The sequence below is a fragment of the Niveispirillum cyanobacteriorum genome, assembly GCF_002868735.1.
GTDB classification, from domain to species: Bacteria; Pseudomonadota; Alphaproteobacteria; order Azospirillales; family Azospirillaceae; genus Niveispirillum; species Niveispirillum cyanobacteriorum.
Window position 1 is genome coordinate 2,437,900 of the sequence record NZ_CP025611.1, and the last position, 23,616, is coordinate 2,461,515.

The window sequence follows — 23,616 nt, forward strand, 5'->3', positions numbered from 1 at the left end:
ACGCGGGGGGTGCCTGACGGGGCTGAAGGGGGATTAGGGCATGGTGGCACGGCCGAACACGACCGACCTGACCATTGGAATCACGCCCGACATCCCTCCTGAATCCGCCCCTGTCCCCTGTTCTGCCCTTGATACCAGCGTTGAGACGGGCCGCCGTGGCTTCCTGCGCGGGCTGGGTGGCTTGTTCCTGGGTGCCGGTGCGGCGATTGCCGCCCCCACCATCATCACCAATCCCGCCGAGGCCGCCTCCGTCGCCGCACCGCGCCGCCAGCTCTCCTTCGTTTCGCTGCATACCAGCGAGAAGCTGAAAGTTACCTATTACAATAACGGATCCTACGACCGCTCGGCGCTGAAGGATGTGAACCACATGCTGCGCGACTGGCGCACGGGCGAGGTGGGGAATATGGATCCCAAGCTGCTGGACCTGCTGTTCCAGCTGCGTCAGCGCCTGCGCACCGATGAGCCGTTCCAGGTGATCTCCGGCTATCGCTGCCCCAAGACCAACGCCATGCTGGCGTCGAAGTCGGAAGGGGTGGCCACCAAGAGCCTGCATATGGAAGGTAAAGCCATCGACATCACCATGGCGGGCCGGCAGTTGAGCCGCATCCGTCAGGAGGCGCTGAACCTGCGCATGGGTGGCGTGGGCATCTACAGCAAAACCGGCTTCGTGCATGTCGATACGGGCCGCGTGCGGCAATGGGGCGTCTGACGCGTCCCACCGTTCCGGGCCTGCTGGTCCTGCTGCTCGGCACCCCACCGGCCTTGGCCGCCGACACCCATCAGCACAGCCACGCACCGGCCCCGGAAACCCTGCGCAACCCGGCCAAGGGGCCGCCCGAACCCATCGGTGGTTACGCGAATGGCTGCGTGCGCGGGGCAGAGGCGCTGCCCGGCGATGTTCACGGCTATCAGGTGCTGAACCTGTCCCGCCACCGCAACTACGGCCATCCCGAGCTTATAGCCTATCTGAAGGCGCTGGCCGGGGAGGTGGAGCGGGAGGGGCTGGGCATCCTGTCCATTGGCGACATGTCCATGCCGCGCGGCGGGCGCATGAAGACGGGCCATGCCAGCCACCAGATGGGGCTGGATGTCGATATCTGGTTTGCCCTGGATTTGGGTCGTCTGCCCCTTCCCGCGCGCGAGCGGGAGGATTTCGCCACCATGGTGGATGCCAAGGCCCAGCGCGTGAACAGCAATTTCGGCCCGGCCCAGGCGCGCTTGGTGAAGCTGGCGGCGGCCGCCCCCAACGTCACCCGCATCTTCGTAAACCCGGCCATCAAGCTGGCCCTGTGTGAGCAGGAAACGGGCGACAAGGAATGGCTGCAAAAGGTTCGCCCCTGGTTCGGCCATGCCGCCCATCTGCATGTACGCTTGGCCTGTCCCGCCGGGGCCAGCCAGTGCGAGGTGCAGGAACCGCCGCCCGAGGGTGACGGCTGTGGTGAGGAATTGCTGAGTTGGTTCAAGCCACCACCCCCCGTGACGGGCCCACCGGCGGCACCAAAGCCCCCACCGCCCCCGCCTGCCGCCTGTCTGGCGCTCTATGCCGAACCCGATTGAGGGGCCGGTTGCCTGATCCGTACCAGCGCACCACTGCATGTTTTTGCCCCTGACAAGCCACCCTGCAATGCCGCGTCGGAAAGGCGCATCTGCATCGTCAGGCATTGCGAGCGGTTCGCAGGGGTGGGACAAGAGCACATGACCCAGCATGCCTTGACCGATCCTGTCCCGACCCTGCCCGCCCCGGCTGCTGCCTGGCGCCGCTACCTGCCCAGCGGCTGGACCCTGGTGGTCCTGGCTATTGCGCTGGCTGTAGCGCTGCCGGTGATGATCGTGGGCAGCCGGGTCTTCGTGTCCTCCAACGGGGTGTGGACGCATTTGGCGAATACGGTTCTGTGGACCTATATCGCCAACACCCTGATGCTGGCCGGTGGGGTGGCGGTGGGGGTCTCCATCATCGGGGTGGGCACGGCGTGGCTGGTCACCATGTGCCGGTTTCCGGGGCAGCGCTGGCTGGAATGGGCCCTGCTGCTGCCCATGGCGGTGCCGGCCTATGTGATGGCCTATACCTATACCGATCTGTTGCAGTTTGTGGGGCCGGTGCAGACGGGGCTGCGCGACCTGTTTGGCTGGCGACGGGCTGATTACTGGTTCCCCGACATCCGCTCGCTGGGCGGGGCCATCGCGGTCCTGTCCTTTGTCCTTTACCCCTATGTCTATCTGCTGGCCCGCGCGGCCTTCCTGGAACAGTCGGTCTGTGTGCTGGAGGTGGCGCGCACGCTGGGTGCAGGGGCCTGGCGCAGCTTTGCGCGCGTGGCCCTGCCGCTGGCCCGGCCGGCCATCGCCGCCGGCTTGGCCCTGTCGATGATGGAGGTGCTGGCCGATTTCGGGACGGTGCAGTATTTCGCCGTCGATACCTTTACCACCGGCATTTACCGCACCTGGTTCGCCATGGGGGAACCGGTGGCAGCGGCACAGTTGGCCTCTGTCCTGATGCTGTTTGTCATGGCGCTGGTCGTGATGGAACGGACCAGCCGGGGGCGGGCGCGCTATTTTCATTCCACGGGCCGCTATCGCGTGCTGCCATCCTACCGGCTGGGGGGTGTGCGGGCAGGGGCGGCGCTGGCGGCCTGCCTGCTGCCGCTGCTGCTGGGCTTTGTGGTACCGGTGGTCCTGCTGGCCCATATGGCCGTGACGGAGGGGGACAGCCTGTTTGCCGACAGTTTCCGGCAACTGGCAGGCAATTCCTTCGTGCTGGCTGGTATCACCTCGATCCTGGCGGTTGCGCTGGCCGCCCTGGTCGCCTATGGGCTGCGGCTGCGGCCAACGCCGATGCTGAAGGGGGCGGCACGGGTGGCGGCCATGGGCTATGCCGTGCCGGGTAGCGTCATCGCCGTGGGTATCCTGATCCCCGCCGCGCATGTCGATAATGCCCTGGACGGGTTCATGCGTGGCCATTTCGGCCTGTCCACCGGCTTGATCCTGTCGGGCACCATCGTGGCCATCGTCTATGCCTATCTGGTGCGGTTTCTGGCCGTGTCCTTCAACACAGTGGAGGCCAGCCTGTCCAAGATCCGACCAACCATGGATCAGGCGGCCCGTATCCTGGGTCAGACGCCGGGTAAGACCCTGCTGAAGGTCCATACGCCCATCATGCGTGGCAGCCTGCTGACAGCGGCCCTGCTGGTCTTTGTGGATGTCATGAAGGAATTGCCGGCCACGATGATCGTGCGGCCCTTCAATTTCGACACGCTGGCTGTGCGCGTCTATACACTGGCCAGTGACGAACGGCTGGCGGAGGCCAGCACGCCGGCGCTGGCTATCGTGGCCGTCGGCATCATCCCGGTCATCCTGCTGTCCCGCGCCATCGCGAAAAGCCGGCCGGGTAGCGAGGGCTGAAACAAAAAACCCCACCGCTGGGCGGTGGGGTCTTTGCAGAAGCGCTGTTCTTACTTGCCCGTCAGGATACGGTCCACCAGTTCCTTGACCGTCGGTACAAAGCCGTTAGCGTACCAGGGGTCCTGGGCGAAGCGGTAGGCATTATGGCCGGCGAACATCAACTGATGCTCGCAATCCTCTGAATGGCTGATGTTCTGCAAGGTCTTCTGGATGCAGAAGGAACGCGGATCGGCGCGGCGGCCCGTGGTCCCTTCCTCATTCTGCGACCAGTTGGAGAAGGCGCAGGCCGATAGGCAGCCCATGCAATCCACCTGATCCTTCAGGATGGCGCGCGCACTGTCGGGCGTCACGAAGACCAGCGTCGTGTCCGGGGTCTTCAGCGCCTGGGTATAACCCTCTGCCACCCAACCCTCGGCATGGGCCTTGTCGGCGGCGGTCAAATAGACGGGGCGGCCACGCGGGCCAATGGCGAATTCTTCTGTCAGCTCGCCCACCGGCTCCGTCGCGAACGCCACCTGCCGTTCGGACCGCAGGCGCAGATCCTCCAGGAACGGGTTGCGCACAGCGGATGAGTAAAAGCCCGTCGGCGAGAACTTGTTCAGATAGACGTCGCCCGCCTTCAGGGTGAGAAGCTTCTGCTTCCAGGCGTCCGAAATCGGGCTTTCCTTGGTCAGCAGCGGGCGGGTCCCGAACTGGAATGCGATCGGGCCGATTTCGGGATTGTCCAGCCAGTGATCCCATTCCTCCAGCCACCAGACGCCGCCGGCCATGACGATGGGCGTCTGGGTCAGGCCGAAACTGTTCATCATCTGGCGCAGGGCCGCGACGCGGGGATAGGGATCTTCCGGCTTCTGCGGGTCTTCGCTGTTCGACAGGCCATTATGGCCACCGGCCAGCCACGGGTCCTCATAGACCACGCCGCCAAGATTGCTGGGGAACTTGTTATAGGCGCGCAGCCACAGGGCGCGGAAGGCGCGGGCCGAGCTGACGATGGGATAGTAATGCACGCCATGGCGCACGGCGATTTCCGCCACGCGGTAGGGCATGCCGGCACCGCAGGTCACGCCATGGACCAGGCCCTTGGCCCCTTCCAGGATGCCTTCCAAAATCTCCTCGGCTCCACCCATTTCCCACAGCACATTCACATGCAGACGGCCATTGCCGTTCGACACTTCATGGGCGATGCGGGCCTGGGTGATGCCGCCCTTGATGCCATAGGCGATCAGTTCATGGTGGCGTTCGCGGCGCGTACGGGTGTGATAGACCTGTTCAACCGGGTTGCCATTCTCGTCGTAGCTGTCGGCATTGACGCCGGAAAAGGTGCCGATACCGCCGGCCGCCGCCCAGGCGCCCGCACTTTGCCCATTCGATACGGCGATGCCTTTCCCACCTTCAACCAGGGGCAGCACTTCCTTGCCGGACATGAACAGGGGCTTCAGCGCCTTCACCGTACTTCCTCCGAAAGACCAACCGGTACCAGTCCCGCTGCCATCACAGGCGCGGGTTCACCAGGGGTGCATATAGGAAAAGATATCGAAGCGAAAGAGGGGGGGTGGCCCTCACCGTCACATTATGTTTACCTAACGTAAGGTGACGTCGGTAACGTTGGAGCCAGGCCCATGACTGACAACGACCGGAACGGTCAGGTTACCCCGTGTCTGCGCTATCGCGATGCGCCTGCCGCCATTGCCTGGCTGGGCCGGGTTCTGGGCTTTACCGAACAGCTTGTCGTGCCGGGTGAGGATGGGGGCATCACCCATGCCCAACTGGTGCTGGGCCGGGGCATGGTGATGCTGGGCAGCGACCGGGAAGACATGTACGGGTTCCGGGCCCCCGGTGCCGATGGGTCGGGTGCGGCGCTGAACTGCTTCATCCTCACCGATATCGACGCCGCCTATGCCCGCGCCGTGGCGGCGGGGGAGAAGGCGCTGGAAGGCGGGATCATTGACACGCCCTACGGGTCGCGCGCTTTTACTCTGCGCGACCCGGAAGGCCATCTCTGGCACCTCGGAACGTATGATCCGTGGAAGCTTGACTAACTTCCATAGGTTCGGCGGAAGCCTTCGGTCACCTTGGCGATGAAACCGGGGTCGCGGTCGCGCCAGTAGCGGGGGTCGGCGATCATGCGGTTCAGGTCGCCCATCCCCTCGCCATCGCCCTCACCAGCACCGGGGCGCAGCACCTTGGGTTCGCCACCGCCATCGGCCATCAGCCGGTGCAGCGCCATCACCCCATCTGCTGTGCCCGACAGGGCCGACAGAAGCGGGGCCGGCAGGTTGCGCTGTCCCCAGGCCAGCATCTGGCCCGACAGGTCGCGCCACTTCTCCTCGCCCCCGAAATGGCCGATCAGCTTTTCCAGCTCTGCCTCGGCCTGATAACCCTCCGCCATCTCCTGCAAGAGGGGCACGAGTTTCTCAGCGGCCAGATCATAGAGAAGCTGTGCCTGTTCGGGCGTGTAACCGGCGCCATGCAGGCGGGCATTGATCTCTGTATCGGGGCCGAACAGGCCATGGTCGCAGCGTATGCAGTACTCATCCGCGCTGGCCGGCACGCCCAGCAGCGATAGGGCCTTGGCCTTTTCCGCCGCCGGGTCGGGCGGGGTGGAAAGCTTGCGTTCCAGCTCCTGATAGGATTTCAACAGGGCATCGACGCGGATGGTGCCCGCGTCCGGGTCCCAGAACTTCACGGGCACATGGTCGGGACGGACCGGGGTTTCGGTGATCTGGGTAACGTCCATGATGGGTTCCTTTAACAATGAGGTCAGGTCATGGCCAACCCGCCGCGACAGGCGAGATGGCGAAGCGTGAGGACAAGAGCCCGCTGCCCCTCCAGATGGCGCAGCCGCGCCTCCGTCACATCGGGACCGGGGCTGGTGGTCAGGGTGATGCGGGTTAGATGCGACAGCAGCAGATGCCCGTCGGCGGTGGCGAATAACCGGGCACAGGCCGCGGCTAATCGGTCCTCCGCCTGCGGGGCGGGATCAGGATCAATGCCTGCCCAGGGCCAGCCGGGTTCAGCCATTCGTTGCCTCCACCGCCGGCAGCGACCGGATCAGGACCGGCGGTACGCCCGCCGCATCGGCCAGGAACCGGGCGCAGGCCGGTAGATCGACGACGGACAGGGCGTCCGGTCCCAGGCTGGATACGGTTTCCAGCCAGCGCAGCGTCGCCTCCGCATCGCGCTGCGCCTGGGCACGGGCCAGGGGCGACAGGATGCGAATCTGCACCTGCCGACCATCGGCGGCGATATCGGGCACCAGACCCCGACGCCGCAGGATCGATAAGCAGCGCCGCACCAGCGGCACCAGCAGTTCCGATTGCAGCCGCCCGAAGGTGGCGCCCAGCAGCCGCGCCACCTCCGCCCCCCGCTCCAGCACCTCTGTCGCCGTCATGCGCGGCCCCGCAACGGGGGCCAGCCGGTCGGCCAGCAAGGCATGGCGGATGCGGGCGCGCAGATCATCCAGCACCAGCTGACTGACATCGAATCGCCCCGGGCTGGCCAGCGGCGTCAGCCCCGCCGACCCCACGGCCTTGGGAATGATGGTACCGGGCACCAGCCGGATGGCGCCGGGGTTCAACACCCCGTCATCATCCGCCTGCCAGATGCCGGTGACGGCGATGGAGGCGTTTTTCAGGACGAGTTCGACCACCTTGTTGGCGGTCTTGATGTCGGGCAGGGCCTTCATCACGGGGCTGCGGCCATAGGTTTCGCCCGGTGCCTTCAGCCAGCGAAAGGCGATGAAGGGCATCTCGGTAAAGCGGCCATCGGCCAGCAGCACCGGCTCACCTTCCTCCAGTACGATGCGCCAGTGCCAGCCGGCCCCGTCGGCCGTCACGGCCTCAATGATAGGAAAGCGGCGGGCGGGGTCGGCGGCACCATCACGCTTGACCGTGTCGGGGATGCGGTCCACGGGCACGCGGGCCGCCAGTTCAGCCAGGGTCAGGCGCTGGCGGCGGTAAAGCTGGTCCAGCCGTCCCTCCTCCCCCTCCTCCAACACCAGATCGGACAGGGGGACGGCGGTGAAGCGCAGGGCGGATGGGGCACCGGGCGTTGATTCCTCCACCAGCAGGCAGCCGGTTCCACCCGTCACCACATCCAGAAAGGCCTGATGCACCTCCACGGCGAAGTTGGAGCGGTCGATCTGAGCGTGGAACGCCTCCGACGCTTCCAGCAGCATTGGCGCCAGGGCGTCGGCCAGGTCGGTCTCCAACACCGGGCCGGGCATCAGCCCCACCCAGCGCGACCAGGGCGGCGTCAACTGCGCCAGCAATGAGGCCGCCAGCTGATCTACGGCATCGGCGGCGGTGGCATCATAGAGGCGGTCGCCGCGCCGGGTGCCAGCGGTGGCCCCGCTGTCAAAGGCCGCATGCTGGGGCAGGGCATGTTCATAACATTCCCGCCATAGCGGTTCCCAGCTAGCCCGCCGCGCGGCGGCACGGGCGTAACGGTCCAGAAGAAAGGCGGCCTGCGGATCGGATGTCGGGCGGTCGGCGGTATGGGGCAGGGGACTGTCCATGGATCATTCCCCCAGTAGGGTTTTGCGGGCAGGCGCCAGCGCACCGGGGGCCAGCACCCCGCGCCAGCCGGTCAGGACCGTGCCCGCCCGGCCCGTGGCGCGGCGCAGCAAACTCTGCTCACCCGCTGTGGGGCCGGTGGCGGTATTGGCCGGGGTGGCGACGGCGGCAGGCGTGGTGGCGGTCGGGGCGGTTACCGCCGGCGTGGCTGGGGCCGCGACCGCGACGGCGCGCGGTTTGGGGGTGGAGACGAGACGGGCCAAGATCGATGGCTCCTTCCTGATGTTCCGGGGAATGGGGGGATCGCCGCCCAGATGGCAGTAGAGTTGCCAGGGCGTCAGGATCAGCGGGGCGCAGATGCCCAGGATGCGCTTGGCCACCGACACGCAGGTCAGCGGCGTGAACGGCCATTGCGTGGGCAGGGGCGGATGAAGCGGGCTTTCCAGTACGCGGTGGCCGCGCGTGCGGAACCAGGCGGCCAGATCGGTGTCGGGCGGCAGCGGGTGGTATTCCACCTCCAGCAGGGTCGACAGCGGATCGATGGTGATCCAGCCGCCGGGGGCCGGCAGTGCCACGAACACATGCCGGAAGCCGGGTTTCAGCCCGCGCAGCCAGGCAATCTCCGTCTCATGACAGAAAACCAGCAGGGCTGGCCCCTTCATGTCACGATGCCCTTCTCGTGCAGGACCGGGGCCAGGACAGCAAAGGCCTCGCACCAGATTGTGTGATCGCGCATTTCCCGCCGGCATTCCGGATCGGGCGCGAATTGCCGGCGGCCATAATGGGCCAGGACCAGCAGGTGATCACGTAGCAGCCGGCGCTTGCGGTAGAGCTGATCCAGCGTGCGTAGGATGTCCAGCGGCTCGCACGGGCGGTTCACCAGCCCCTGGCCAGCCCGGATGCGGGCACCGGCTTGTCGGGCCTCATTGGCCATGATGAACCAGAACCATGCCTCCTCCGCGCTGTCGAATGGGGTGGTGGGCGGGGGCGGAAGGTTCCGGATGGCACGGGGGCGCGGGCCGGGGCTGCGGGAAAGGGGCTGTGCCGTCATGTCGGGAACCTTCCAGAATCATAAAGGAATATTTCCCTTAAAACGACACGCTATAATTCCTATGTCAAGGGATAAGTGAAAATTATCCTAGGGACAGGGTTGCTGGTTTCTGGGATAAGACTCCCATGCTCAAGCATGCAGATATATGGCGGGCCATTGATCGGCTGGCGCAGCGACATGGCCTCTCCGCTTCCGGACTTGCCAAGCGCGGCGGTTTGGACCCGACCACCTTCAACAAGTCCAAGCGCATGACGCCGGATGGCAAGCTGCGCTGGCCTTCTACGGAAAGCATCGCCAAGGTGCTGGAAGCGACGGCCAGCAGCTTCACCGACTTCGTGGGCCTGACGGGGGAGGGAACGGGTTCCGGCGACGCGCCCTCGGCGGCCGCTGCGGCCTCCCTGCGCCGTGTGCCGGTCATCGGCTATGCCCAGGCGGGCAATGACGGCTATTTCGACGATGCTGGCTATCCCGCCGGCAATGGCTGGGACGAGCTGGAATTTCCGCATGTTACCGACGACCATGCCTACGCGCTGGAAGTGTCGGGCGACAGTATGGAACCCGTCTATCGTGACGGCGACATCATCATCATCTCGCCCGCCGCGTCCGTCCGCCGAGGGGACCGGGTTGTGGTCCGCACCAGGGATGGTGAGGTGATGGCCAAGCAACTGGCCCGCCAGACGGCCAACCGACTGGAGCTGGTCTCGCTCAACCGTGCGCATCCCGACCGGTCGCTGGCCATGGCAGATGTGTCCTGGATTGCCCGCATCATGTGGGCCAGCCAGTAGTAGGCGGCTGCTTTTTGACCCCCTAACCCTTGTGGTCCATCCGATTCGTTTCCCGTCCTGGCGACTCGAGTCGCAGGCACAGGGACAGAGTCAGAATTTGCGACTCTTCTGTCCTAGGAATAAAAGCATTGACGGCGGATATCAGGCTGCCATAGCCTGTCTCTGGTTGCTTTTTCCTGCCGGAGTCGCGTCCATGTCCCTGCCAGATGATGTTCACCCCCCTGAAGTGGAAGATGATCTGGCAGTGTTGCAGGCTCGCTATGATGGACGGCCACCGCGGCGGGCGCGGTTGTCGGCTTTGGCGGGTGGGGATGATATCCTATGTTCCTGGGCAGAACAGGCGCGGAGTGACCGGCTTCTTGTGCAATGTGCCGCGGCACGGCTGGCGCTGGCCCGGCGGCGCCGGCAATTACCGGCAGCACAGGCTCTCGACGATCCCTGGCTGCGCCGTCTGACGGCCGCTTTGCGCACCGCGCGGGACGGCGCGGTGGCTCGTGTCCTGACCGCGAAATTCCTAAGATCAAGCGGGTGATCTTAAGAGACGATAATGGGTAAAGCGGCAGCATCAGACAATTCAGAGCGCCTTGGAGCCATGGCGAACACGGTGTCGAAATGGCGTCGCCGGTATACCGACACCGTCCGGTTGGCACTGGAGACAACCCCGCCCGAAGCAACCCATTGATCATTCCGCTCGATGGCCCAAGCGGTGGGCTATACGCCCCCACGATCAACCGGATTAGCGTGCATTCTGGTTGCAGCAACACCGCAGCGAGACCTTCAAGCTTTCCATCGACATTAAGGTTCATCTGAAACTGAGAACACCGCCTTCTCAGGGGGCGGCTAGGCTCACGGCTAGGTAAAGCTCAACAGCCCCTACCTTCTCACCACTCCACCGGCTCATAGGCCAGAACCGCGTCAAAAGCGGCATTGGCCGGGTCGATATCGGCGGTAATCGGGTCGGCCTTGCCCAGAACCTTCAGCACGAAACGGCTGGCCACCAGCCATTTGCGCCGGTCGCCCCATTTCAGTTCCGCCACCGCCTCCTCGCACAATAGCGCCGCCGCCAACGTATCGGCCATCAGGGTCAGGAGGCGCCGTCCATGGCGCGGCCCCTGTTCCGGGTTACGGCGCAGGAAGGACAGGGCGGCCCGGCATTCCTCCAGCGCGCCTTCCAGAATGGCCGACACATCATCGACCGCCGGTTCCTGCAGCCGCGTGGGCAGGTCGGACAGGATGGTGCCGACCCGGGCCAGGAACATCTGGTCCCCCGGCCGCTTGCCCGTCACCAGCCGCAGCAGTTCGAGCGCCTGGATATTGGCCGGCCCTTCCCAGACCGACACGACCAGACAGTCGCGGTAGAAGCGGCTGGTCGCCATTTCGTCAGTATAACCATTGCCGCCGACCATCTCCACCGCCTGCCGACAACCGGTGACGGCCTGTTCGGCGGTGCGGTATTTAGCCAGCGCGGTGGCCAGTCGCAGCCAGTCGCCGCCCATGTCCGGGTCAGCCAGCTGCGCATCGAAGGCCAGCACCGACTCGAAGGCCAGCGCCGTCGACGCCTCCAGCTCCATCTGCATGTCCAGCAGCTGGTCCTGCACCATCGGGTATTTGCGGATGGGCTTGCCAAAGGCGACCCGGTGCGTGGCCCATCCCGCACTTTCCAAAAACGCGCGGCGCAGCAGACCCGCCGATCCCACGGCATTATGGATGCGGCTATATTCCAGCGCCGCCATCATCACTCTCAACCCATCCGGCGGCGGCGCCAGCTCCACGGCGAAACAGCCATTCAGGTCCAGTTCCGCGGTCGCCAGCCCGCGCGTCCCCGCCTTTTCCTTCAGCCGCCGGGCGCGCTGATGGTTGGGCGTGCCATCCTCCAGATGAGAGGGGACAAGGTAGCAGCCCAGGCCCTTGCCCCCCGGCTCCGCGCCGTCCGGCCTTGCCGTCGCCATGGCCAGACCCGCCCCGGCATTGCTGGTGAACCATTTCAGCCCGTGCAGGCGATGGCCATCATGGCGCTGTTCGGCCCGCGTCGTGGTCGCCCCCACATCCGACCCACCATGCAGCTCGGTGGCCCAGGTGCCGCCCGACAGCGCCTTGCCGTCCATGCGGATCATCTCGGGCAGGTAGCGCCCGCGCACGGCGGCGGGGGCCAACATGTCCAGCACATGCGCCACCGCCCCCGTCATGGTGACGGGGCAATGGATGGAGATATCGGCCTGCGACAGCATATAGCCCATGGTGAAACAGGCGGCATGGCTGGGCGCGCCCGTCGGCCCCTGCCCCTCTGGCTGATAGGCCAGGCCTACCGCCCCGCGCCGGTACGCCTCGGCATGACAGGCCAGATAATCTTGGTTGAAGACGACGCGGCCTGTGCGGTTGCCATCGACATCATAGGGGTCCAGACGCGGCGGCGCGAACCTGTCCGTATACTCGGCCTGTCGGTCCAGCGCGTCGCCCGCCCAGGCCCCGAATTCCGACAACCGCCCCTCATGCGCCTCCAGCACATGCGGCGCCCGGCGTTCCAGAAGGCGGATCAGGTTGGTGTCCGTCTCAAAAAAATTGGTGCCGCGCGCCGTGCGCGGATAGTCGGCGGCGTCACTCATGCCCGCGTCCTCCCTGGCTTTGGGGGCCAGCATGACGGAAAGGTCAGGCGTGTGAAAGGGGCCGGACGGGACCACGCGCGACAGCCATGTGTGTACCGGCAGACGATAGTCCTTGTTATGGGGCGGATAAGCGCCCACCTTAGTCTAGTCGACTTTGCTACTGGGCTATCTTCCGGCTACCGCTGGTTCTTCCCTGTCGTGACTTTGATGCCCGTGCCGCACTCTCGCGCCGGGCAGCTCCGAACGGGAACGATCCCAGGAGGTTTTTATGACTACCGGTACCGTCAAGTGGTTCAATGGCACCAAGGGCTTTGGCTTCATCCAGCCCGAGGATGGCTCGGCCGACGTTTTCGTGCACATCTCCGCCGTTGAGCGCGCTGGCCTGTCCAGCCTGAACGAAGGCCAGAAGGTCACCTTCGACGCCGTGCGCGATCCGCGCAAGGGCAAGACGGCGGCTGAAAACCTGCGCGTGGCCTAAATCCACGTTCAGTAAACGGCTTTGAAGGGGCGGCGGCATGGTCACATGCCGCCGCCCTTTCTGTTTCAGGGGTAAAGCATGACAAAAGAAGAATTCATTGAATTCGACGGCATCATCGCCGAAGCGCTGCCCGATGGCCGCTTCCGCGTGAAGCTGGAGAACGGCCACGAGATCATCGCCTATACCGCCGGTCGCATGCGCAAAAGCCGCATCCGCTCCCTGGCCGGTGACCGCGTCACCGTGGAAATGACGCCCTATGACCTGACCAAGGGCCGCATCACCTATCGCCACAAGGACGAGCGCCCCGCCGGTGCCGGTGGCCCGCCCCGTCGTCCGGGTGGCCCGCCGTTCCGGCGCTGAGGCTGACAGGCTGACGTAAAAAAGGGCGGACCGGTTGATACCGGTGCCGCCCCTTTTCATGTCCCGAAAGCCTGGATGCTTACGCCGCCAGCCCTTCCGCCACCTCGAACACCGCTTCCGTCTTCGACTTGATCTCCTCGACCGTCACGCCGGGGGCCAGTTCGATCAGGGTCAGGGGGCCGGTGCCGTGCTTGTCGACCTGGAACACGCCCAGGTCGGTCACCACCAGATCGACAACGCGTGTGCCGGTCAGCGGCAGGGTGCAGGCCTTCAGCAGCTTCGGCTCAATGGCGCCCGTCTTCTTGTCGACGGCGCAATGCTCCATCACTACCACGACCTTCTTAACGCCAGCGACGAGGTCCATGGCCCCGCCCATGCCCTTGACCATCTTGCCGGGGATCATCCAGTTGGCCAGATCGCCATTGGCGGCCACCTGCATGGCGCCCAGCACCGACAGGTCGATATGCCCGCCACGGATCATGGCAAAGCTGTCGGCGCTGCTGAAATAGCTGCTATAGGGCAGCTCGGTGATGGTCTGCTTGCCGGCATTGATCAGGTCGGCATCCTCTTCCCCTTCAAACGGGAAGGGGCCCATGCCCAGCATGCCATTTTCCGACTGCAAGGTGACATGCATCCCGTCCGGGATGAAGTTCGCCACCAGGGTCGGGATGCCGATGCCCAGATTCACATAAAAACCGTCGCGCAACTCCTTGGCGGCGCGGGCGGCCATTTCCTCACGGGTCCAAGCCATTTTTGTTCCCCTCGCCCTTAATCACGCTTGCGGGTGGTACGCTGTTCGATGCGTTTTTCATGCACGCCCTCAATGATGCGCTGCACGAAAATGCCCGGCGTATGGACATGATCGGGATCGATCGTGCCGACATTCACCAGTTGCTCCACCTCGGCCACCGTGACCTTGCCTGCCATGGCCATCATCGGATTAAAGTTCCGGGCCGTCTTGCGATAGATCAGGTTGCCTTCCGTATCGCCCTTCCAGGCCTTGACGATGGCCAAATCGGCGCGCAGGCCCCGTTCCATGACAAAGGTCTCGCCGTCGAACTCGCGCAGTTCCTTGCCTTCCGCCACCAGCGTGCCCACGCCTGTCTTGGTGAAGAAGGCGGGGATGCCCGCACCGCCGGCGCGGATACGCTCGGCCAGGGTGCCCTGCGGGTTGAACTCAAGCTCCAGCTCGCCGGACAGGAACTGCTGCGCGAACAGCTTGTTCTCACCCACATAGGAGCTGATCATCTTCTTGATCTGCTTGGTCTCCAACAACTGGCCCAGGCCGAAGCCATCCACGCCCGCATTGTTGGAGATGACCGTCAGGCCCTTCACGCCCGACAGCTTGATCGCCGCGATCAGATTTTCGGGAATGCCGCAGAGGCCGAACCCGCCGGCCATCACGGTCATGTCATCGCGCAGCAGCCCCGCCAGGGCCGATACGGCGTCGGTATAGACTTTCTTGCTCATGAGCGTGCCCGCGGCCTCCTCCATTATGTGGGCTTTTCTCTTGAGGTGTACGGCGGTGCAGCATGGGTGTCAATGCGCCATCCCACATAAGATGAAACATGATTCAATTTTCATATTTGATATGTCCGACAGGCGACAAATCGGCCACCATGTTACGAATGTTACACCTGTGGCGTGTAGTCACCGGTCACGGCATGATCACCGCGATGGGTTGTTCAGGGGCCTGGGGGCGGGCCCGTATCTTCCAAGGATTCTCAAGGTCAGATCATGTCCATGTCTTCTACGATCGGGCGGGCCCTGCGCCCCGTCCTGCTTTCCTGCATCCTCTTGTCTGCCACCGGCGCCGTCCAGGCGCAGGACCGGCCAAACCCGGACAAGGTGGCGCGCGGCGCCTATCTGGTCGGCATCCTGGGCTGTGGCGACTGCCACACGGCGGGTGCCATGGCGGGACGTCCCGATACGGCGCGTCTGCTGGGCGGCAGTGATGTCGGCTGGCAGGTGCCGGGGCTGGGCACCTTTGTCGGCCCCAACCTGACGCCTGACCGCGATACCGGCCTGGGGGCCTGGACCGATGCGGAAATTGTGAAGGCCCTGCGCACCGGTGTCCGCCCGGACGGGCGGCAACTGGCCCCCGTAATGCCATATATGGGGTATAGCCGGATGACCGACGCCGATGCCGGCGCCATCATCGCCTATCTGCGGTCGCTGACGCCGGTATCGGGCGCTGTGCCCGGTCCCTTCGGCCCCACGGAGAAGCCGACCCTGCCCTATTTCGCCCTGACCATGCCGGGCAAATAACGGAGAGCCTTGGTGAAGATCGCCCATGTCGCCCTGTGGACCGCTGATCTGGATGCGGCTGCATCCTTCTGGGCCACATATTTCGAGGCTGATGTGGGCGATCTTTACGAAAGCCGCCGCCGGCCGGGCTTCACCTCCCGCTTCCTGCGGCTGAAGGAAGGGGCCGTCATCGAACTGATGAGCGCGCCCTGGCTGTCAGGAGAGGGGGAGCAGGGCTGGGAACGCTATGGCTGGGCCCATATCGCCCTGTCGCTGGGCTCAGAGGCAGCGGTCAACGACCTCGCCACCCGCCTGTCCGCCCAGGGCCTGCTGGATAGCGGCCCGCGCTGGACCGGCGACGGCTATTACGAGGCAGTGGTGAGGGACCCGGACGGCAACCTGATCGAGATCACGGTGTAAAGGCAGCCCTGCCAGCCCGGCATTTTACAGTAACCACGGGTTGGGGTAGAGCATGTCCATTCCCGACATCCTCTGTTCCTGCCCGGTGGCCGTGATGACCGACCTGGTCCTTTCCACTTTCATCGCCTTTTTCGTGACCATCGATCCCATCGGCCTTGGCCCCATGTTTGCGGGGCTGACGGCGGGCATGGATGCGCGCCACCGCCGCCGCACCGCCGTGAAGGGCGTGCTGATCGGCACGGGCCTGCTGTTCGGCTTTGCCTTCATCGGCGAATTGCTGCTGACCTCGCTGGGGATCGGTGTCGGGGCCTTCCGCATCGCCGGCGGCATCCTGCTGCTGCTGGTGGCCATCGACATGGTGTTTGCCCGCGAAAGCGGCCTGCGCACCGCCACGGCAGAGGAAAAGGAAGAGGCGACGCACAAGGAAGACATCTCCGTCTTCCCGCTCGCCATCCCGCTGATCGCGGGGCCGGGCGCCATGACCTCGGTCGTGCTGCTGATGGGCCGTGCCGATGGCGACCTGATGATGCAGGCGACCGTCCTGGCGGTGTTGTCGGGCGTGCTGCTGGCCACCCTGTTCGTGCTGATCTTCGCGGGCGAGGTGTCAAAGCTTCTGGGTGTCACCGGCATCAACGTGATCAACCGCGTGCTGGGCATCCTGCTAACGGCTTTGGCCTGTCAGTTCATCATCGATGGCGTCATCGAAAGCGGCATTTTGGGGCATTGATACCCCTCTTCAAACGCCGGTGGTCTGATTGCCCATCACTCCCCCGCCAGCCGCGCCCCTTCCCAGGCCAGAAGCGTGCGTTTCTGCACGGGGCCCCAGCGGTAATTGTCCAGCACGCCCGTCCCCCTGATGACGCGGTGGCAGGGGATCAGCCAGGCAACCTTATTGGCGCCCACGGCGTTGCCCACGGCACGCGCGGCACTGGGTTGGCCGATCCGGTCGGCGATGCCGGCATAGGTAGTGACCCCGCCATAGGGAATGTCCAGCAAGGCGCGCCAGACCCGCATCTGGAAGTTGGTGCCTTTCAGGTGCAGCGTCACGGGCCCCTGCCCCGATGATACGGGGTCCAGGGACGCCGCCGCCGCCCGCGTCGGCTCCGGGTCTTCCACAAAGGTCGCCATCGGCCAGTCGCGCTGCAACTCCGCCATCTGCCCCGCCGGGTCGCCATCGGCCCCGATAAAGCCGAACCAGCAGACCCCACGGTCGGTCGCGGCCAGCAAGGCGGCACCCAGTGCGGTCTGATGTACCGCCCAGCGGATGACCATACCCTTGCCGGCGGCCTTGTACTCACCGGGCGTTACCCCTTCGGCCACCACGAACAGGTCATGCAGGCGCGACGGGCCGGACAGGCCCAGATCCAGGCTGGCCCCCAGCAGATCATTGCCACCATCGCCCCGCAGCAGGGCACGGGCATGGCCCAGCGTGGCGAACTGGGCAAAACGTTTCGGGCTGATCCCGGCCCAGCGCTTGAACAGGCGCTGGAAATGCCATTGTGTCAGCCCGGCGTCGGCCGCCAGTTCCTCCAGCGAGGGCGGTTCCTGCCAGTCCCGCGCCAGCCGGTGCAACGCACCCGCCACCAGCCGCGCCCCACCATCGGCCAGCACCGGGTCGCGGGGATCATCGGGGCTGGGGGCGGTCGGGTTATCCATGGCGGTCAGGGCGCGCAAGGGGGTGACGGCGGGATGCGTGGCGGTCAGCATGATCGTTCCTTTCCGGTTCCTGAACCAGAAAATGACGCAGGCACCGCTCCCGCCCCACCCGATTATTGCGGTCATCCATAGTCCGCCCCTGCTGTCCGGTTGACGCCACCATCGCTCAGGCCCCACCATGCCCGCTGCCACCAGAGGGAGAGCAGCCGGTGAAGGAGAAGGAGCTTCGCATCGCGCTGGTCTGTTATGGTGGGGTCAGCCTGGCCGTCTATATGCACGGGGTGACCAAGGAACTGTGGAAGCTGGTGCGGGCCAGTCAGGCCCTGCATGCGGGCCGCAACGCGCATGGCAATGGCCATGCCGGCAGTTTCCAGGCGGCGCTCGCCGGCGATCCCCGGCCCTTCGACACCGAATCCATCTATTTCGACCTGCTGCGCGATCTGCTGCCCGACCTGTCCTTGCGCGTGCTGATCGATGTGGTGGCGGGCGCCAGTGCCGGCGGCATCAATGGCGTGCTGTTGGCCCGCGCGCTGGCCCATGATCTGGATCTGGAACCGCTGACCAGCCTGTGGCTGGAAAATGCCGATGTGACACAGTTGCTGACCCCTGACAGCCGGGCCGGCAAATGGTCGAAATGGTTCATGCGGCCTGTCGTCTGGGCCATGACCCAGCGCCTGGAACGTCTGGCCCCGGATGCGGAGGTGGCGGAAAAACTGTCACTGTTCGTGCGGTCCCGGTGGTTCCGCCCGCCCTTTGACGGCAAGCGGCTGATGGAATTTCTGCTGGATGCCGCCCATGCCATGGGTGACAGCACGAAGAAGCCGCTGGCCAGCCTGCTGCCGCGTGGCCTGCCCTTATCGCTGCATGTGACGGTGACGGATTTCCACGGCTACACTACCCGTATCCCGGCCCATGACCCGCCGGAGATTCTGGAAAGGGAGCATCGCCACCGTTTCACCTTCCGTTACCGCCGGACAGAAGGCGAACTGGATAGCGATTTCAAGGATGGTGACGTGCCGGGCCTGGTGTTCGCGGCCCGCGCATCCGCCTCCTATCCCGGTGCCTTTCCCCCGGCCCAGGTGCGGCAGATGGACCGGCTGCTGAATGAGCGGGATGAAAGATGGGAGGGGCGGGCGCGGTTCTTCGAACGCAACTTCGCCGAATATCGCCGCCAGGGGGCGGACCCCGAACAGGCCAGCTTCATTGACGGCTCCGTCCTGAACAACAAGCCGTTCGCCGCCGCCCTGTCGGCCATCGCGGGCCGCCCCGCCTATCGCGAGGTGGACCGCCGCATCGTCTATATCGATCCCAAGCCGGCGGCCCGCGTCGGTCTGGGCGGACGGCCAGAAGCGCCGGGCTTTTTCCGCACCATCCGGGGTGCCCTTTCCGACATTCCCCGCAATGAACCCGTGCGTGATGAATTGCTGGCCATTGCCGGCCGCAATGCCCGTATTGAGCGGCTTAGAGGCCTGCTGGATGCCGCCCGCCCGCGCGTGACCGAACAGGTATCGCGCGTGCTGGGCGGGCCGCTGCCGCCGGCCCCCACCATTGAACAGATCCGCCACTGGCGCGATCAGGCCAGTGCGGTCGCCGCGCAGCAGGCCGGTTTCGCGTTCGAGGCCTATCTGCGCCTGAAGATCGAAGGGGCGCTGGAACATCTGGCCACGCTGCTGTCCCCGTGTCTGGGCCGCGCCGATGCCGGGGCCAGACCGGCCCTGCTGGCGGCATTGAATGACTGGGCGCGGGCGCGCGGGGTTCTGCCCGACCGGCTGGATTTCCCCCCCGATGGGGAGAAGCCGGCCTGGGTGCGGTTCCTGCGCGATTTCGACATCGCCTTTCGGGGCCGCCGCCTGCGCTTCCTGATCCGGGAACTGAACGCCATCTATCCGATGGTGGGCGAAGGCGAACATGCCGACACGCGCGCCCCCGACCTGGATGAGATGAAGGCCAGCCTCTACAGCGCGCTGGAACGGCTGCCCGGTCTGGCCACCGACGGGTTGGGCCTGTTCAATGCCGGGGAACGGATCGCGCTCAACAACCTGATGCGCGCCGACGGGCCGGTACCATCCGCCGACACGCTGGACCGCGTGCTGCCGCAACTGGCCACCGTCTGGAAGCTTGAGGATCAGTCGGCAGAGATTGATGAGATATTTGCCCTGATGGGCCTGAATTATCTGGGCCCCGCGGCCCGGCGGCAGATATTTGAGGCCTATCTGGGCTTTGCTTTCTGGGATGTGCTGACCTTTTCGACCAGCGGTTGGGTGGAACTGGATGAATTCCATGCCATCCGCGTGGACCGCATCGCCCCGCCCGATGCCCGCCTGCTGCGCCGGTCTGGCGCGCCCACCGACCTGCGCAGTGCCCGCATGAACGCCTTTGGCGGCTTTTTCAGCCGCCATGACCGCGAACATGACTATCTGCTGGGCCGCCTGCACGCCGCCGAACGCGTCATCGATCTGGTGGTGGATGCCGGCGGCATCACCTTGTCAGAGGCGCGCATCAACGGCCTGAAACTGCGGGCCTTCCATACCATCCTGGTGGCGGAGGAAAAGCGCCTGGGCAAGGGCAACCGCGCCCTTGAACAGGTCCGCGCCTGGGTTGAGGCATGTGGGTAGAGCCAAAAGCGGCTTCAAGGTTGCATGGTGCCAATCCGCCGAAGGCTTGGCCTTTGGTGGATTGGAGGCCGGCGACCGCCGGCCCGGCGCTCGTGCGCCGCAAGCCAAGGGCGCGGATGCGCCCGCCCGGCGACTGAGGGAACAGTGCAATCTCCCTTGATCGGTCACGATCAAGGGAACCGCCGGAAGAACTTAGAACGGGCGCACGATCACCAGGATGACGATGCCGATCATCAGAACGGTCGGCACCTCATTCAGGATGCGGAAGAACTTGGCCGGCTTGGTGTTGGCATCATTGGCGAACAGCCGCACATATTTGCCCAGCACCCCATGCACGCCCGACATCAGCAGGACCAGTGCCAGCTTCGCATGCAGCCAGCCCTGACCCTTCATCAGATCGGGGTTCATGGCGATCAGGGCGATGCCGAAAATCCAGGTCCCGCCCATGGCCGGGTTGATGATGGCCTTCAGCAGGCGGCGTTCCATCACCTTGAAGGTTTCCGACTGCACCGACCCGCGCTCGGCCGCGCAATGATAAACGAACAGGCGCGGCAGATAGAGCATGCCCGCCATCCAGGCGATGATGCTGATGACATGCAGGGCCTTGATCCACAGGTAATAATCACCCACGCCGCACCTTCCCGTTTCGTCCCGGATATCCCGATGGACATTTGCCCAGCGGTTCATACCCCGGCTAAATAGCATCGGACCACCGCTTCACCAAGCACCATGCCGCATCCGCGACAAGGGAACGCCTTGCATACACGGCGATGCGTGCTAGGTTGCCGCTGACAAAACCTCCGGCCATTCAGGCCCCCGGGAACCGATATGGCCGATACCGCCCAGACCGACGCCCCCGAACAAGGGGAAGCCGAGGTCATCCAGTTCGATGACGCGTCACGCGACTCGCTGCATATCCTGCCTATGGCCATGCTGCCATTGGAAACGCCGGGCCTGCGCCGTGCCAAGCTGATCAAGAATGCGCGCCTGGAAACCGTGGTGGAAATCTTCCAGGACCGGTCCACCGGCAGCGGCCAGATCAGCCCCGACCATCTTGGCAGCCTGTTTCCCAGCCACAGCAAGACCCTGCGCGTCGACATGGTGCAGATCAGCAAGCTGGTCCGCATCAACAGCTTTGACGTCTATACGCTGCGCAAGGAGCTGCGGCGTGTCGGCATCGCGGTGAACGATGCCAAGGCCCTGCAATTGTCGGATGCCAAGCGCGCCGAACTGACCGGCTATATGAAGGATTTCACGCGCCCCCTGCTTCAGCAGGTCTATGGCAGCGATGAACGGCAGATTACCGACGTGGCCGACATTCTGGCCATGCTGGCCAATCCCGACCGGGAGGAGGCGCTGGCCAACCTGCGGCTTTTGTCGGAAAAGCTGAAGGTGAAGCTGAACGAGATTCCGGATTTCCTGGAAGATTATGGCGACGTGTTCCTGTCGCTGGCCTATTTCCGCTCCTGCCTGGACGGTATCGTGCCGGAAGTGCAGCGGTTCCTGAAATGGGCGATGGAGCCGAAGGCATCGGAACTGATCGCGCGCGACCGCAATATTGTGAAGATGCTGTCGGATGTGCAGTCGAAACTGACCTCGATCACCACCTCCATCACCGGTCGTTTCGAGGCATTTGACCGCCGGTCCAAGGATTTCTGGAACGATATCAGCGCCGAGAGCTTCCGGTCGGTGCGCCATCAGATCGAAAGCCACCATGTCACCATCGGCGGCGTGCTGTGCGGTCTGGCGGTCAAGATGGCGCTGTGGAAGGCCCGTTTCCCGCAGGGCGGTGCCGGCCCCAACAAGCGTGTTGAATTCATCCGGTCAGAGATCCTGCCCGGCCTGGACCATATCCTGGCCATCGAGAACGCGGCCAGCGGCATGAAGTAAGGGGCGATGAACGCCCCTACTCCCCGCGCAGCATCTTGCGGATCGCGTCGGCCAGAAGCTGATAGGGGTCCTCCCCCTTGGCCTTGGCCGCCCGCTGCACCTGTTCCTTGAAGCCCTTGTCGCTGGCCTGACGGCGCAGCCGCTCAATCTCCCCCTGCCGGATACGCCCGTCCAACTCTCCCGCCTGGGGGGCGGTGCTGGTGGTGGGCGCTTTCGGTGGGGAACGCTTCACCGCACGGCCTCAATCACCGACATAGGTATTGCCGACACCGGTATTGCGGACATTGGCCTTACCTTCATGCTTGGCGATGCGGACATTGCCGGCACCCGACGCCACCACCATGGGGTTGATGGCGGTGCCGTTGAACTCCAGCGAGCCGGCACCCGTCACCCGTGCCTCCAGCTCCGCCTCACCCTCGCCGATGCTGACGCGACCCGCACCAGGGAAATCGACGCGGACGGGGCCGTTAACACGACCGATATCCATTTCCGAATGGCCGGCGATGGAGATGGCGAGCCCGTTCTCCACGCGCCCCAGCGAGACATTGGCATGGCCATTCACGTCCAGCTTGGCCGTTTCGGCCCGCTCCACCGACAGTTCGCCTGCCCCCTGCACCCGGAAATTCAGCGGCCCCTCGACCCGTTCGACGGATACGGAACCCGATTCCAGGATATCGACCGACAAGGCACCCACCCGTTCTGCCGAAACGTCACCGCGCAGCAACTGCACCGACAGCTTGGCATCCGACCGGCCACCGATGGACAGGTCACCGGCCAGACCCGCCACCGTCAGGTCGGTATCGGACGGGATGGTGAGGCGCATGTCGGTGCGACCGATATGGGGATCATTGCGGCCCCTGACCGTCAGCACGCCATCCTTGACGTCCAGGTCCATATTGCTGGCGCCGTTATCGATCTCTACCCGCACCTTGTCGGCGCGGCTTGACCGTTCGATGGTGATGTCACCACCGATATTGACCAGTTGCACGCCCTTGGGCGCATCGAAGGACTGCATGATGCTGCCTTCGCCCTGCTGGGTTTGGGCCTGGGCACCCTTGGCGGCACCGGCGGCGGCGGCCACACCCAGCTCTGCCACGCGCAGGGCACCCTCGGCGATGGCGGGTACATCCTTGCCTTCACGCTGCAACTGTTCACGCGCGGCGGCCAGCTCCCGCTGGGCCTCGGCCAGGCCGGCCTGCGCCTCCCGCAGTCCCTGCATCCGGGCGGCATCGACGTCGACGCCGCGCATGGCCTCGCGCACGGCGCGTTCCACCATCTGCGGGTTCACATCGACATTCACGCGCACATCCGGCGGCTCGGGCGGTTCCGGCGGCTCTGGGGGTTCGGGTGGCTCCGGGGGTTCCGGCGGTTCGGGGATCTCGAAATGCGACCCATGGCGCTCCTGCGGGCCGTCAATGTCGCCGGCGGCCAGGCCCCAGCCGATGACGCCCATCGCCACCAGGATGGCAGCGATGCCACCGGCAGGCACGCCGGGGGTCAGGCGCGGGCGGTTGGAAAGGCTGCTGGGCGGGGTGCTGGAAAGGGCGCCATCCATGGGTCGGTTCCTGTACGTCATCGGTTACCCGTGTCTCGCCTGGGAT

The 23,616-nt window shown here is 65.1% G+C and carries 26 protein-coding genes; 13 read left to right on the top strand and 13 right to left on the bottom strand.

The genetic code is table 11. The features are described 5' to 3' along the window. The first annotated feature begins 40 nt into the window (after positions 1 to 40). The 3 genes from mepK to C0V82_RS11295 all read left to right on the top strand — a co-directional run bounded on the left by mepK (position 41) and on the right by C0V82_RS11295 (position 3,396). Positions 41 to 709 carry a peptidoglycan L,D-endopeptidase MepK gene (gene mepK / locus C0V82_RS11285; protein WP_102112436.1) on the top strand — a complete coding sequence of 223 codons (669 nt, stop codon included), beginning with the start codon at positions 41 to 43 and terminating at the stop codon, positions 707 to 709. Beyond that, positions 697 to 1,557, top strand: a complete 861-nt coding sequence (mepA, locus tag C0V82_RS11290) for a penicillin-insensitive murein endopeptidase (RefSeq protein ID WP_102112437.1) — start codon at positions 697 to 699, stop codon at positions 1,555 to 1,557. Before mepK ends, mepA begins: the two co-directional genes overlap by 13 nt. Before the next feature lie 138 nt (positions 1,558 to 1,695). Beyond that, positions 1,696 to 3,396 carry an ABC transporter permease gene (locus C0V82_RS11295; RefSeq protein ID WP_102112438.1) on the top strand — a complete coding sequence of 567 codons (1,701 nt, stop codon included), beginning with the start codon at positions 1,696 to 1,698 and terminating at the stop codon, positions 3,394 to 3,396. A 50-nt stretch (positions 3,397 to 3,446) separates the two neighbouring features. On the opposite strand, the gene C0V82_RS11300 is transcribed toward C0V82_RS11295, so the two are convergent. Continuing rightward, on the bottom strand, positions 3,447 to 4,844 hold the full coding sequence (locus tag C0V82_RS11300; RefSeq protein WP_199772400.1) for an NAD(P)H-dependent flavin oxidoreductase: 1,398 nt from the start codon (positions 4,842 to 4,844) through the stop codon (positions 3,447 to 3,449). Between the two features lie 171 nt (positions 4,845 to 5,015). On the opposite strand from C0V82_RS11300, the gene C0V82_RS11305 reads away from it, so the two are divergent. Then, complete coding sequence (locus C0V82_RS11305; protein WP_102112439.1) at positions 5,016 to 5,435, top strand: VOC family protein; 420 nt, start codon at positions 5,016 to 5,018, stop codon at positions 5,433 to 5,435. Here C0V82_RS11305 and C0V82_RS11310 read toward each other — a convergent pair. From C0V82_RS11310 to C0V82_RS11330, 5 genes are read right to left on the bottom strand one after another with little or no spacing between them, the layout of a single operon-like run. Further along, positions 5,432 to 6,133: a capsid assembly protein gene (locus tag C0V82_RS11310; protein WP_102112440.1), complete on the bottom strand. Its 702-nt coding sequence runs from the start codon at positions 6,131 to 6,133 to the stop codon at positions 5,432 to 5,434. The genes C0V82_RS11305 and C0V82_RS11310 overlap by 4 nt on opposite strands. A gap of 23 nt (positions 6,134 to 6,156) precedes the next feature. Then, on the bottom strand, positions 6,157 to 6,417 hold the full coding sequence (locus C0V82_RS11315) for a Bbp19 family protein (RefSeq protein WP_102112441.1): 261 nt from the start codon (positions 6,415 to 6,417) through the stop codon (positions 6,157 to 6,159). Next, on the bottom strand, positions 6,410 to 7,912 hold the full coding sequence (locus C0V82_RS11320; RefSeq protein WP_102112442.1) for a portal protein: 1,503 nt from the start codon (positions 7,910 to 7,912) through the stop codon (positions 6,410 to 6,412). The genes C0V82_RS11315 and C0V82_RS11320 overlap by 8 nt, the downstream gene beginning before the upstream one ends. 3 nt (positions 7,913 to 7,915) lie before the next feature. Then, positions 7,916 to 8,572: a hypothetical protein gene (locus C0V82_RS27470; RefSeq protein WP_245924070.1), complete on the bottom strand. Its 657-nt coding sequence runs from the start codon at positions 8,570 to 8,572 to the stop codon at positions 7,916 to 7,918. Then, positions 8,569 to 8,961, bottom strand: a complete 393-nt coding sequence (locus C0V82_RS11330; RefSeq protein ID WP_245924071.1) for a hypothetical protein — start codon at positions 8,959 to 8,961, stop codon at positions 8,569 to 8,571. Before C0V82_RS11330 ends, C0V82_RS27470 begins: the two co-directional genes overlap by 4 nt. A gap of 125 nt (positions 8,962 to 9,086) precedes the next feature. Here C0V82_RS11330 and C0V82_RS11335 point away from each other — a divergent pair, with 125 nt between their 5' ends. Both C0V82_RS11335 and C0V82_RS26860 read left to right on the top strand, forming a co-directional pair. Continuing rightward, entirely contained in the window at positions 9,087 to 9,746 is a 660-nt protein-coding gene (locus tag C0V82_RS11335) for a S24 family peptidase (RefSeq protein WP_054170476.1), read from the top strand. 193 nt (positions 9,747 to 9,939) lie between these two features. Beyond that, positions 9,940 to 10,278 carry a hypothetical protein gene (locus tag C0V82_RS26860; RefSeq protein ID WP_158659871.1) on the top strand — a complete coding sequence of 113 codons (339 nt, stop codon included), beginning with the start codon at positions 9,940 to 9,942 and terminating at the stop codon, positions 10,276 to 10,278. A gap of 349 nt (positions 10,279 to 10,627) precedes the next feature. On the opposite strand, the gene C0V82_RS11340 is transcribed toward C0V82_RS26860, so the two are convergent. Next, a complete protein-coding gene (locus tag C0V82_RS11340) occupies positions 10,628 to 12,349 on the bottom strand; it encodes an acyl-CoA dehydrogenase family protein (protein ID WP_158659872.1) in 1,722 nt (573 codons plus the stop codon). Positions 12,350 to 12,617: 268 nt separating this feature from the next. Here C0V82_RS11340 and C0V82_RS11345 point away from each other — a divergent pair, with 268 nt between their 5' ends. Beyond that, complete coding sequence (locus C0V82_RS11345) at positions 12,618 to 12,827, top strand: cold-shock protein (RefSeq protein ID WP_102112444.1); 210 nt, start codon at positions 12,618 to 12,620, stop codon at positions 12,825 to 12,827. A 78-nt stretch (positions 12,828 to 12,905) separates the two neighbouring features. After that, the gene (infA, locus tag C0V82_RS11350; RefSeq protein ID WP_102112445.1) at positions 12,906 to 13,187 is read left to right on the top strand and encodes a translation initiation factor IF-1; all 282 of its coding nucleotides are present in this window, start codon (positions 12,906 to 12,908) and stop codon (positions 13,185 to 13,187) included. A 79-nt stretch (positions 13,188 to 13,266) separates the two neighbouring features. Here the strand turns inward: infA and C0V82_RS11355 are convergent, their stop codons facing one another. Continuing rightward, complete coding sequence (locus C0V82_RS11355; RefSeq protein ID WP_102112446.1) at positions 13,267 to 13,938, bottom strand: CoA transferase subunit B; 672 nt, start codon at positions 13,936 to 13,938, stop codon at positions 13,267 to 13,269. A gap of 17 nt (positions 13,939 to 13,955) precedes the next feature. Further along, positions 13,956 to 14,657: a CoA transferase subunit A gene (locus C0V82_RS11360; protein WP_102113380.1), complete on the bottom strand. Its 702-nt coding sequence runs from the start codon at positions 14,655 to 14,657 to the stop codon at positions 13,956 to 13,958. Positions 14,658 to 14,924: 267 nt separating this feature from the next. Here C0V82_RS11360 and C0V82_RS11365 point away from each other — a divergent pair, with 267 nt between their 5' ends. From C0V82_RS11365 to C0V82_RS11375, 3 genes are read left to right on the top strand one after another with little or no spacing between them, the layout of a single operon-like run. Beyond that, positions 14,925 to 15,455 (top strand): cytochrome c, encoded by a 531-nt coding sequence (locus C0V82_RS11365; RefSeq protein WP_245924072.1) that lies wholly within the window; start codon positions 14,925 to 14,927, stop codon positions 15,453 to 15,455. 12 nt (positions 15,456 to 15,467) lie between these two features. Beyond that, positions 15,468 to 15,854, top strand: coding sequence for a VOC family protein (locus tag C0V82_RS11370; RefSeq protein WP_102113382.1), 387 nt, complete (start codon positions 15,468 to 15,470; stop codon positions 15,852 to 15,854). Between the two features lie 52 nt (positions 15,855 to 15,906). Then, positions 15,907 to 16,581, top strand: a complete 675-nt coding sequence (locus tag C0V82_RS11375) for a MarC family protein (protein ID WP_245924073.1) — start codon at positions 15,907 to 15,909, stop codon at positions 16,579 to 16,581. Positions 16,582 to 16,616: 35 nt separating this feature from the next. Here C0V82_RS11375 and C0V82_RS11380 read toward each other — a convergent pair whose 3' ends face one another. Next, a complete protein-coding gene (locus C0V82_RS11380) occupies positions 16,617 to 17,561 on the bottom strand; it encodes a methylated-DNA--[protein]-cysteine S-methyltransferase (protein ID WP_102112447.1) in 945 nt (314 codons plus the stop codon). A gap of 158 nt (positions 17,562 to 17,719) precedes the next feature. Between C0V82_RS11380 and C0V82_RS11385 the strand changes: the two genes are divergently transcribed. Further along, positions 17,720 to 20,125 (top strand): patatin-like protein, encoded by a 2,406-nt coding sequence (locus tag C0V82_RS11385; protein WP_102112448.1) that lies wholly within the window; start codon positions 17,720 to 17,722, stop codon positions 20,123 to 20,125. A 192-nt stretch (positions 20,126 to 20,317) separates the two neighbouring features. Here C0V82_RS11385 and hemJ read toward each other — a convergent pair whose 3' ends face one another. Beyond that, positions 20,318 to 20,755 (bottom strand): protoporphyrinogen oxidase HemJ, encoded by a 438-nt coding sequence (gene hemJ, locus C0V82_RS11390; RefSeq protein WP_281262351.1) that lies wholly within the window; start codon positions 20,753 to 20,755, stop codon positions 20,318 to 20,320. Positions 20,756 to 20,953: 198 nt separating this feature from the next. Here hemJ and C0V82_RS11395 point away from each other — a divergent pair, with 198 nt between their 5' ends. Further along, a complete protein-coding gene (locus C0V82_RS11395) occupies positions 20,954 to 22,015 on the top strand; it encodes a hypothetical protein (protein WP_102112450.1) in 1,062 nt (353 codons plus the stop codon). Between the two features lie 16 nt (positions 22,016 to 22,031). Here the strand turns inward: C0V82_RS11395 and C0V82_RS26865 are convergent, their stop codons facing one another. Continuing rightward, positions 22,032 to 22,247: a hypothetical protein gene (locus tag C0V82_RS26865; protein ID WP_158659873.1), complete on the bottom strand. Its 216-nt coding sequence runs from the start codon at positions 22,245 to 22,247 to the stop codon at positions 22,032 to 22,034. Between the two features lie 9 nt (positions 22,248 to 22,256). Beyond that, complete coding sequence (locus tag C0V82_RS11400; RefSeq protein WP_158659874.1) at positions 22,257 to 23,570, bottom strand: GIN domain-containing protein; 1,314 nt, start codon at positions 23,568 to 23,570, stop codon at positions 22,257 to 22,259. Positions 23,571 to 23,616 lie beyond the last annotated feature (46 nt).

Coding starts and splice junctions, on each gene's coding strand:
- C0V82_RS11340 (WP_158659872.1), bottom strand. CDS start 12,349: ATGAGTGACGCCGCCGACTATCCGCGCACGGCGCGCGGCACCAATTTT.
- C0V82_RS11315 (WP_102112441.1), bottom strand. CDS start 6,417: ATGGCTGAACCCGGCTGGCCCTGGGCAGGCATTGATCCTGATCCCGCC.
- C0V82_RS11365 (WP_245924072.1), top strand. CDS start 14,925: ATGTCCATGTCTTCTACGATCGGGCGGGCCCTGCGCCCCGTCCTGCTT.
- C0V82_RS11320 (WP_102112442.1), bottom strand. CDS start 7,912: ATGGACAGTCCCCTGCCCCATACCGCCGACCGCCCGACATCCGATCCG.
- infA (WP_102112445.1), top strand. CDS start 12,906: ATGACAAAAGAAGAATTCATTGAATTCGACGGCATCATCGCCGAAGCG.
- C0V82_RS11310 (WP_102112440.1), bottom strand. CDS start 6,133: ATGGACGTTACCCAGATCACCGAAACCCCGGTCCGTCCCGACCATGTG.
- C0V82_RS11345 (WP_102112444.1), top strand. CDS start 12,618: ATGACTACCGGTACCGTCAAGTGGTTCAATGGCACCAAGGGCTTTGGC.
- mepA (WP_102112437.1), top strand. CDS start 697: ATGGGGCGTCTGACGCGTCCCACCGTTCCGGGCCTGCTGGTCCTGCTG.
- C0V82_RS11295 (WP_102112438.1), top strand. CDS start 1,696: ATGACCCAGCATGCCTTGACCGATCCTGTCCCGACCCTGCCCGCCCCG.
- C0V82_RS27470 (WP_245924070.1), bottom strand. CDS start 8,572: ATGAAGGGGCCAGCCCTGCTGGTTTTCTGTCATGAGACGGAGATTGCC.
- C0V82_RS11305 (WP_102112439.1), top strand. CDS start 5,016: ATGACTGACAACGACCGGAACGGTCAGGTTACCCCGTGTCTGCGCTAT.
- C0V82_RS11400 (WP_158659874.1), bottom strand. CDS start 23,570: ATGGATGGCGCCCTTTCCAGCACCCCGCCCAGCAGCCTTTCCAACCGC.
- C0V82_RS11380 (WP_102112447.1), bottom strand. CDS start 17,561: ATGCTGACCGCCACGCATCCCGCCGTCACCCCCTTGCGCGCCCTGACC.
- mepK (WP_102112436.1), top strand. CDS start 41: ATGGTGGCACGGCCGAACACGACCGACCTGACCATTGGAATCACGCCC.
- C0V82_RS11355 (WP_102112446.1), bottom strand. CDS start 13,938: ATGGCTTGGACCCGTGAGGAAATGGCCGCCCGCGCCGCCAAGGAGTTG.
- C0V82_RS11395 (WP_102112450.1), top strand. CDS start 20,954: ATGGCCGATACCGCCCAGACCGACGCCCCCGAACAAGGGGAAGCCGAG.
- C0V82_RS11360 (WP_102113380.1), bottom strand. CDS start 14,657: ATGAGCAAGAAAGTCTATACCGACGCCGTATCGGCCCTGGCGGGGCTG.
- C0V82_RS11335 (WP_054170476.1), top strand. CDS start 9,087: ATGCTCAAGCATGCAGATATATGGCGGGCCATTGATCGGCTGGCGCAG.
- C0V82_RS26860 (WP_158659871.1), top strand. CDS start 9,940: ATGTCCCTGCCAGATGATGTTCACCCCCCTGAAGTGGAAGATGATCTG.
- C0V82_RS11330 (WP_245924071.1), bottom strand. CDS start 8,961: ATGACGGCACAGCCCCTTTCCCGCAGCCCCGGCCCGCGCCCCCGTGCC.
- C0V82_RS11375 (WP_245924073.1), top strand. CDS start 15,907: ATGTCCATTCCCGACATCCTCTGTTCCTGCCCGGTGGCCGTGATGACC.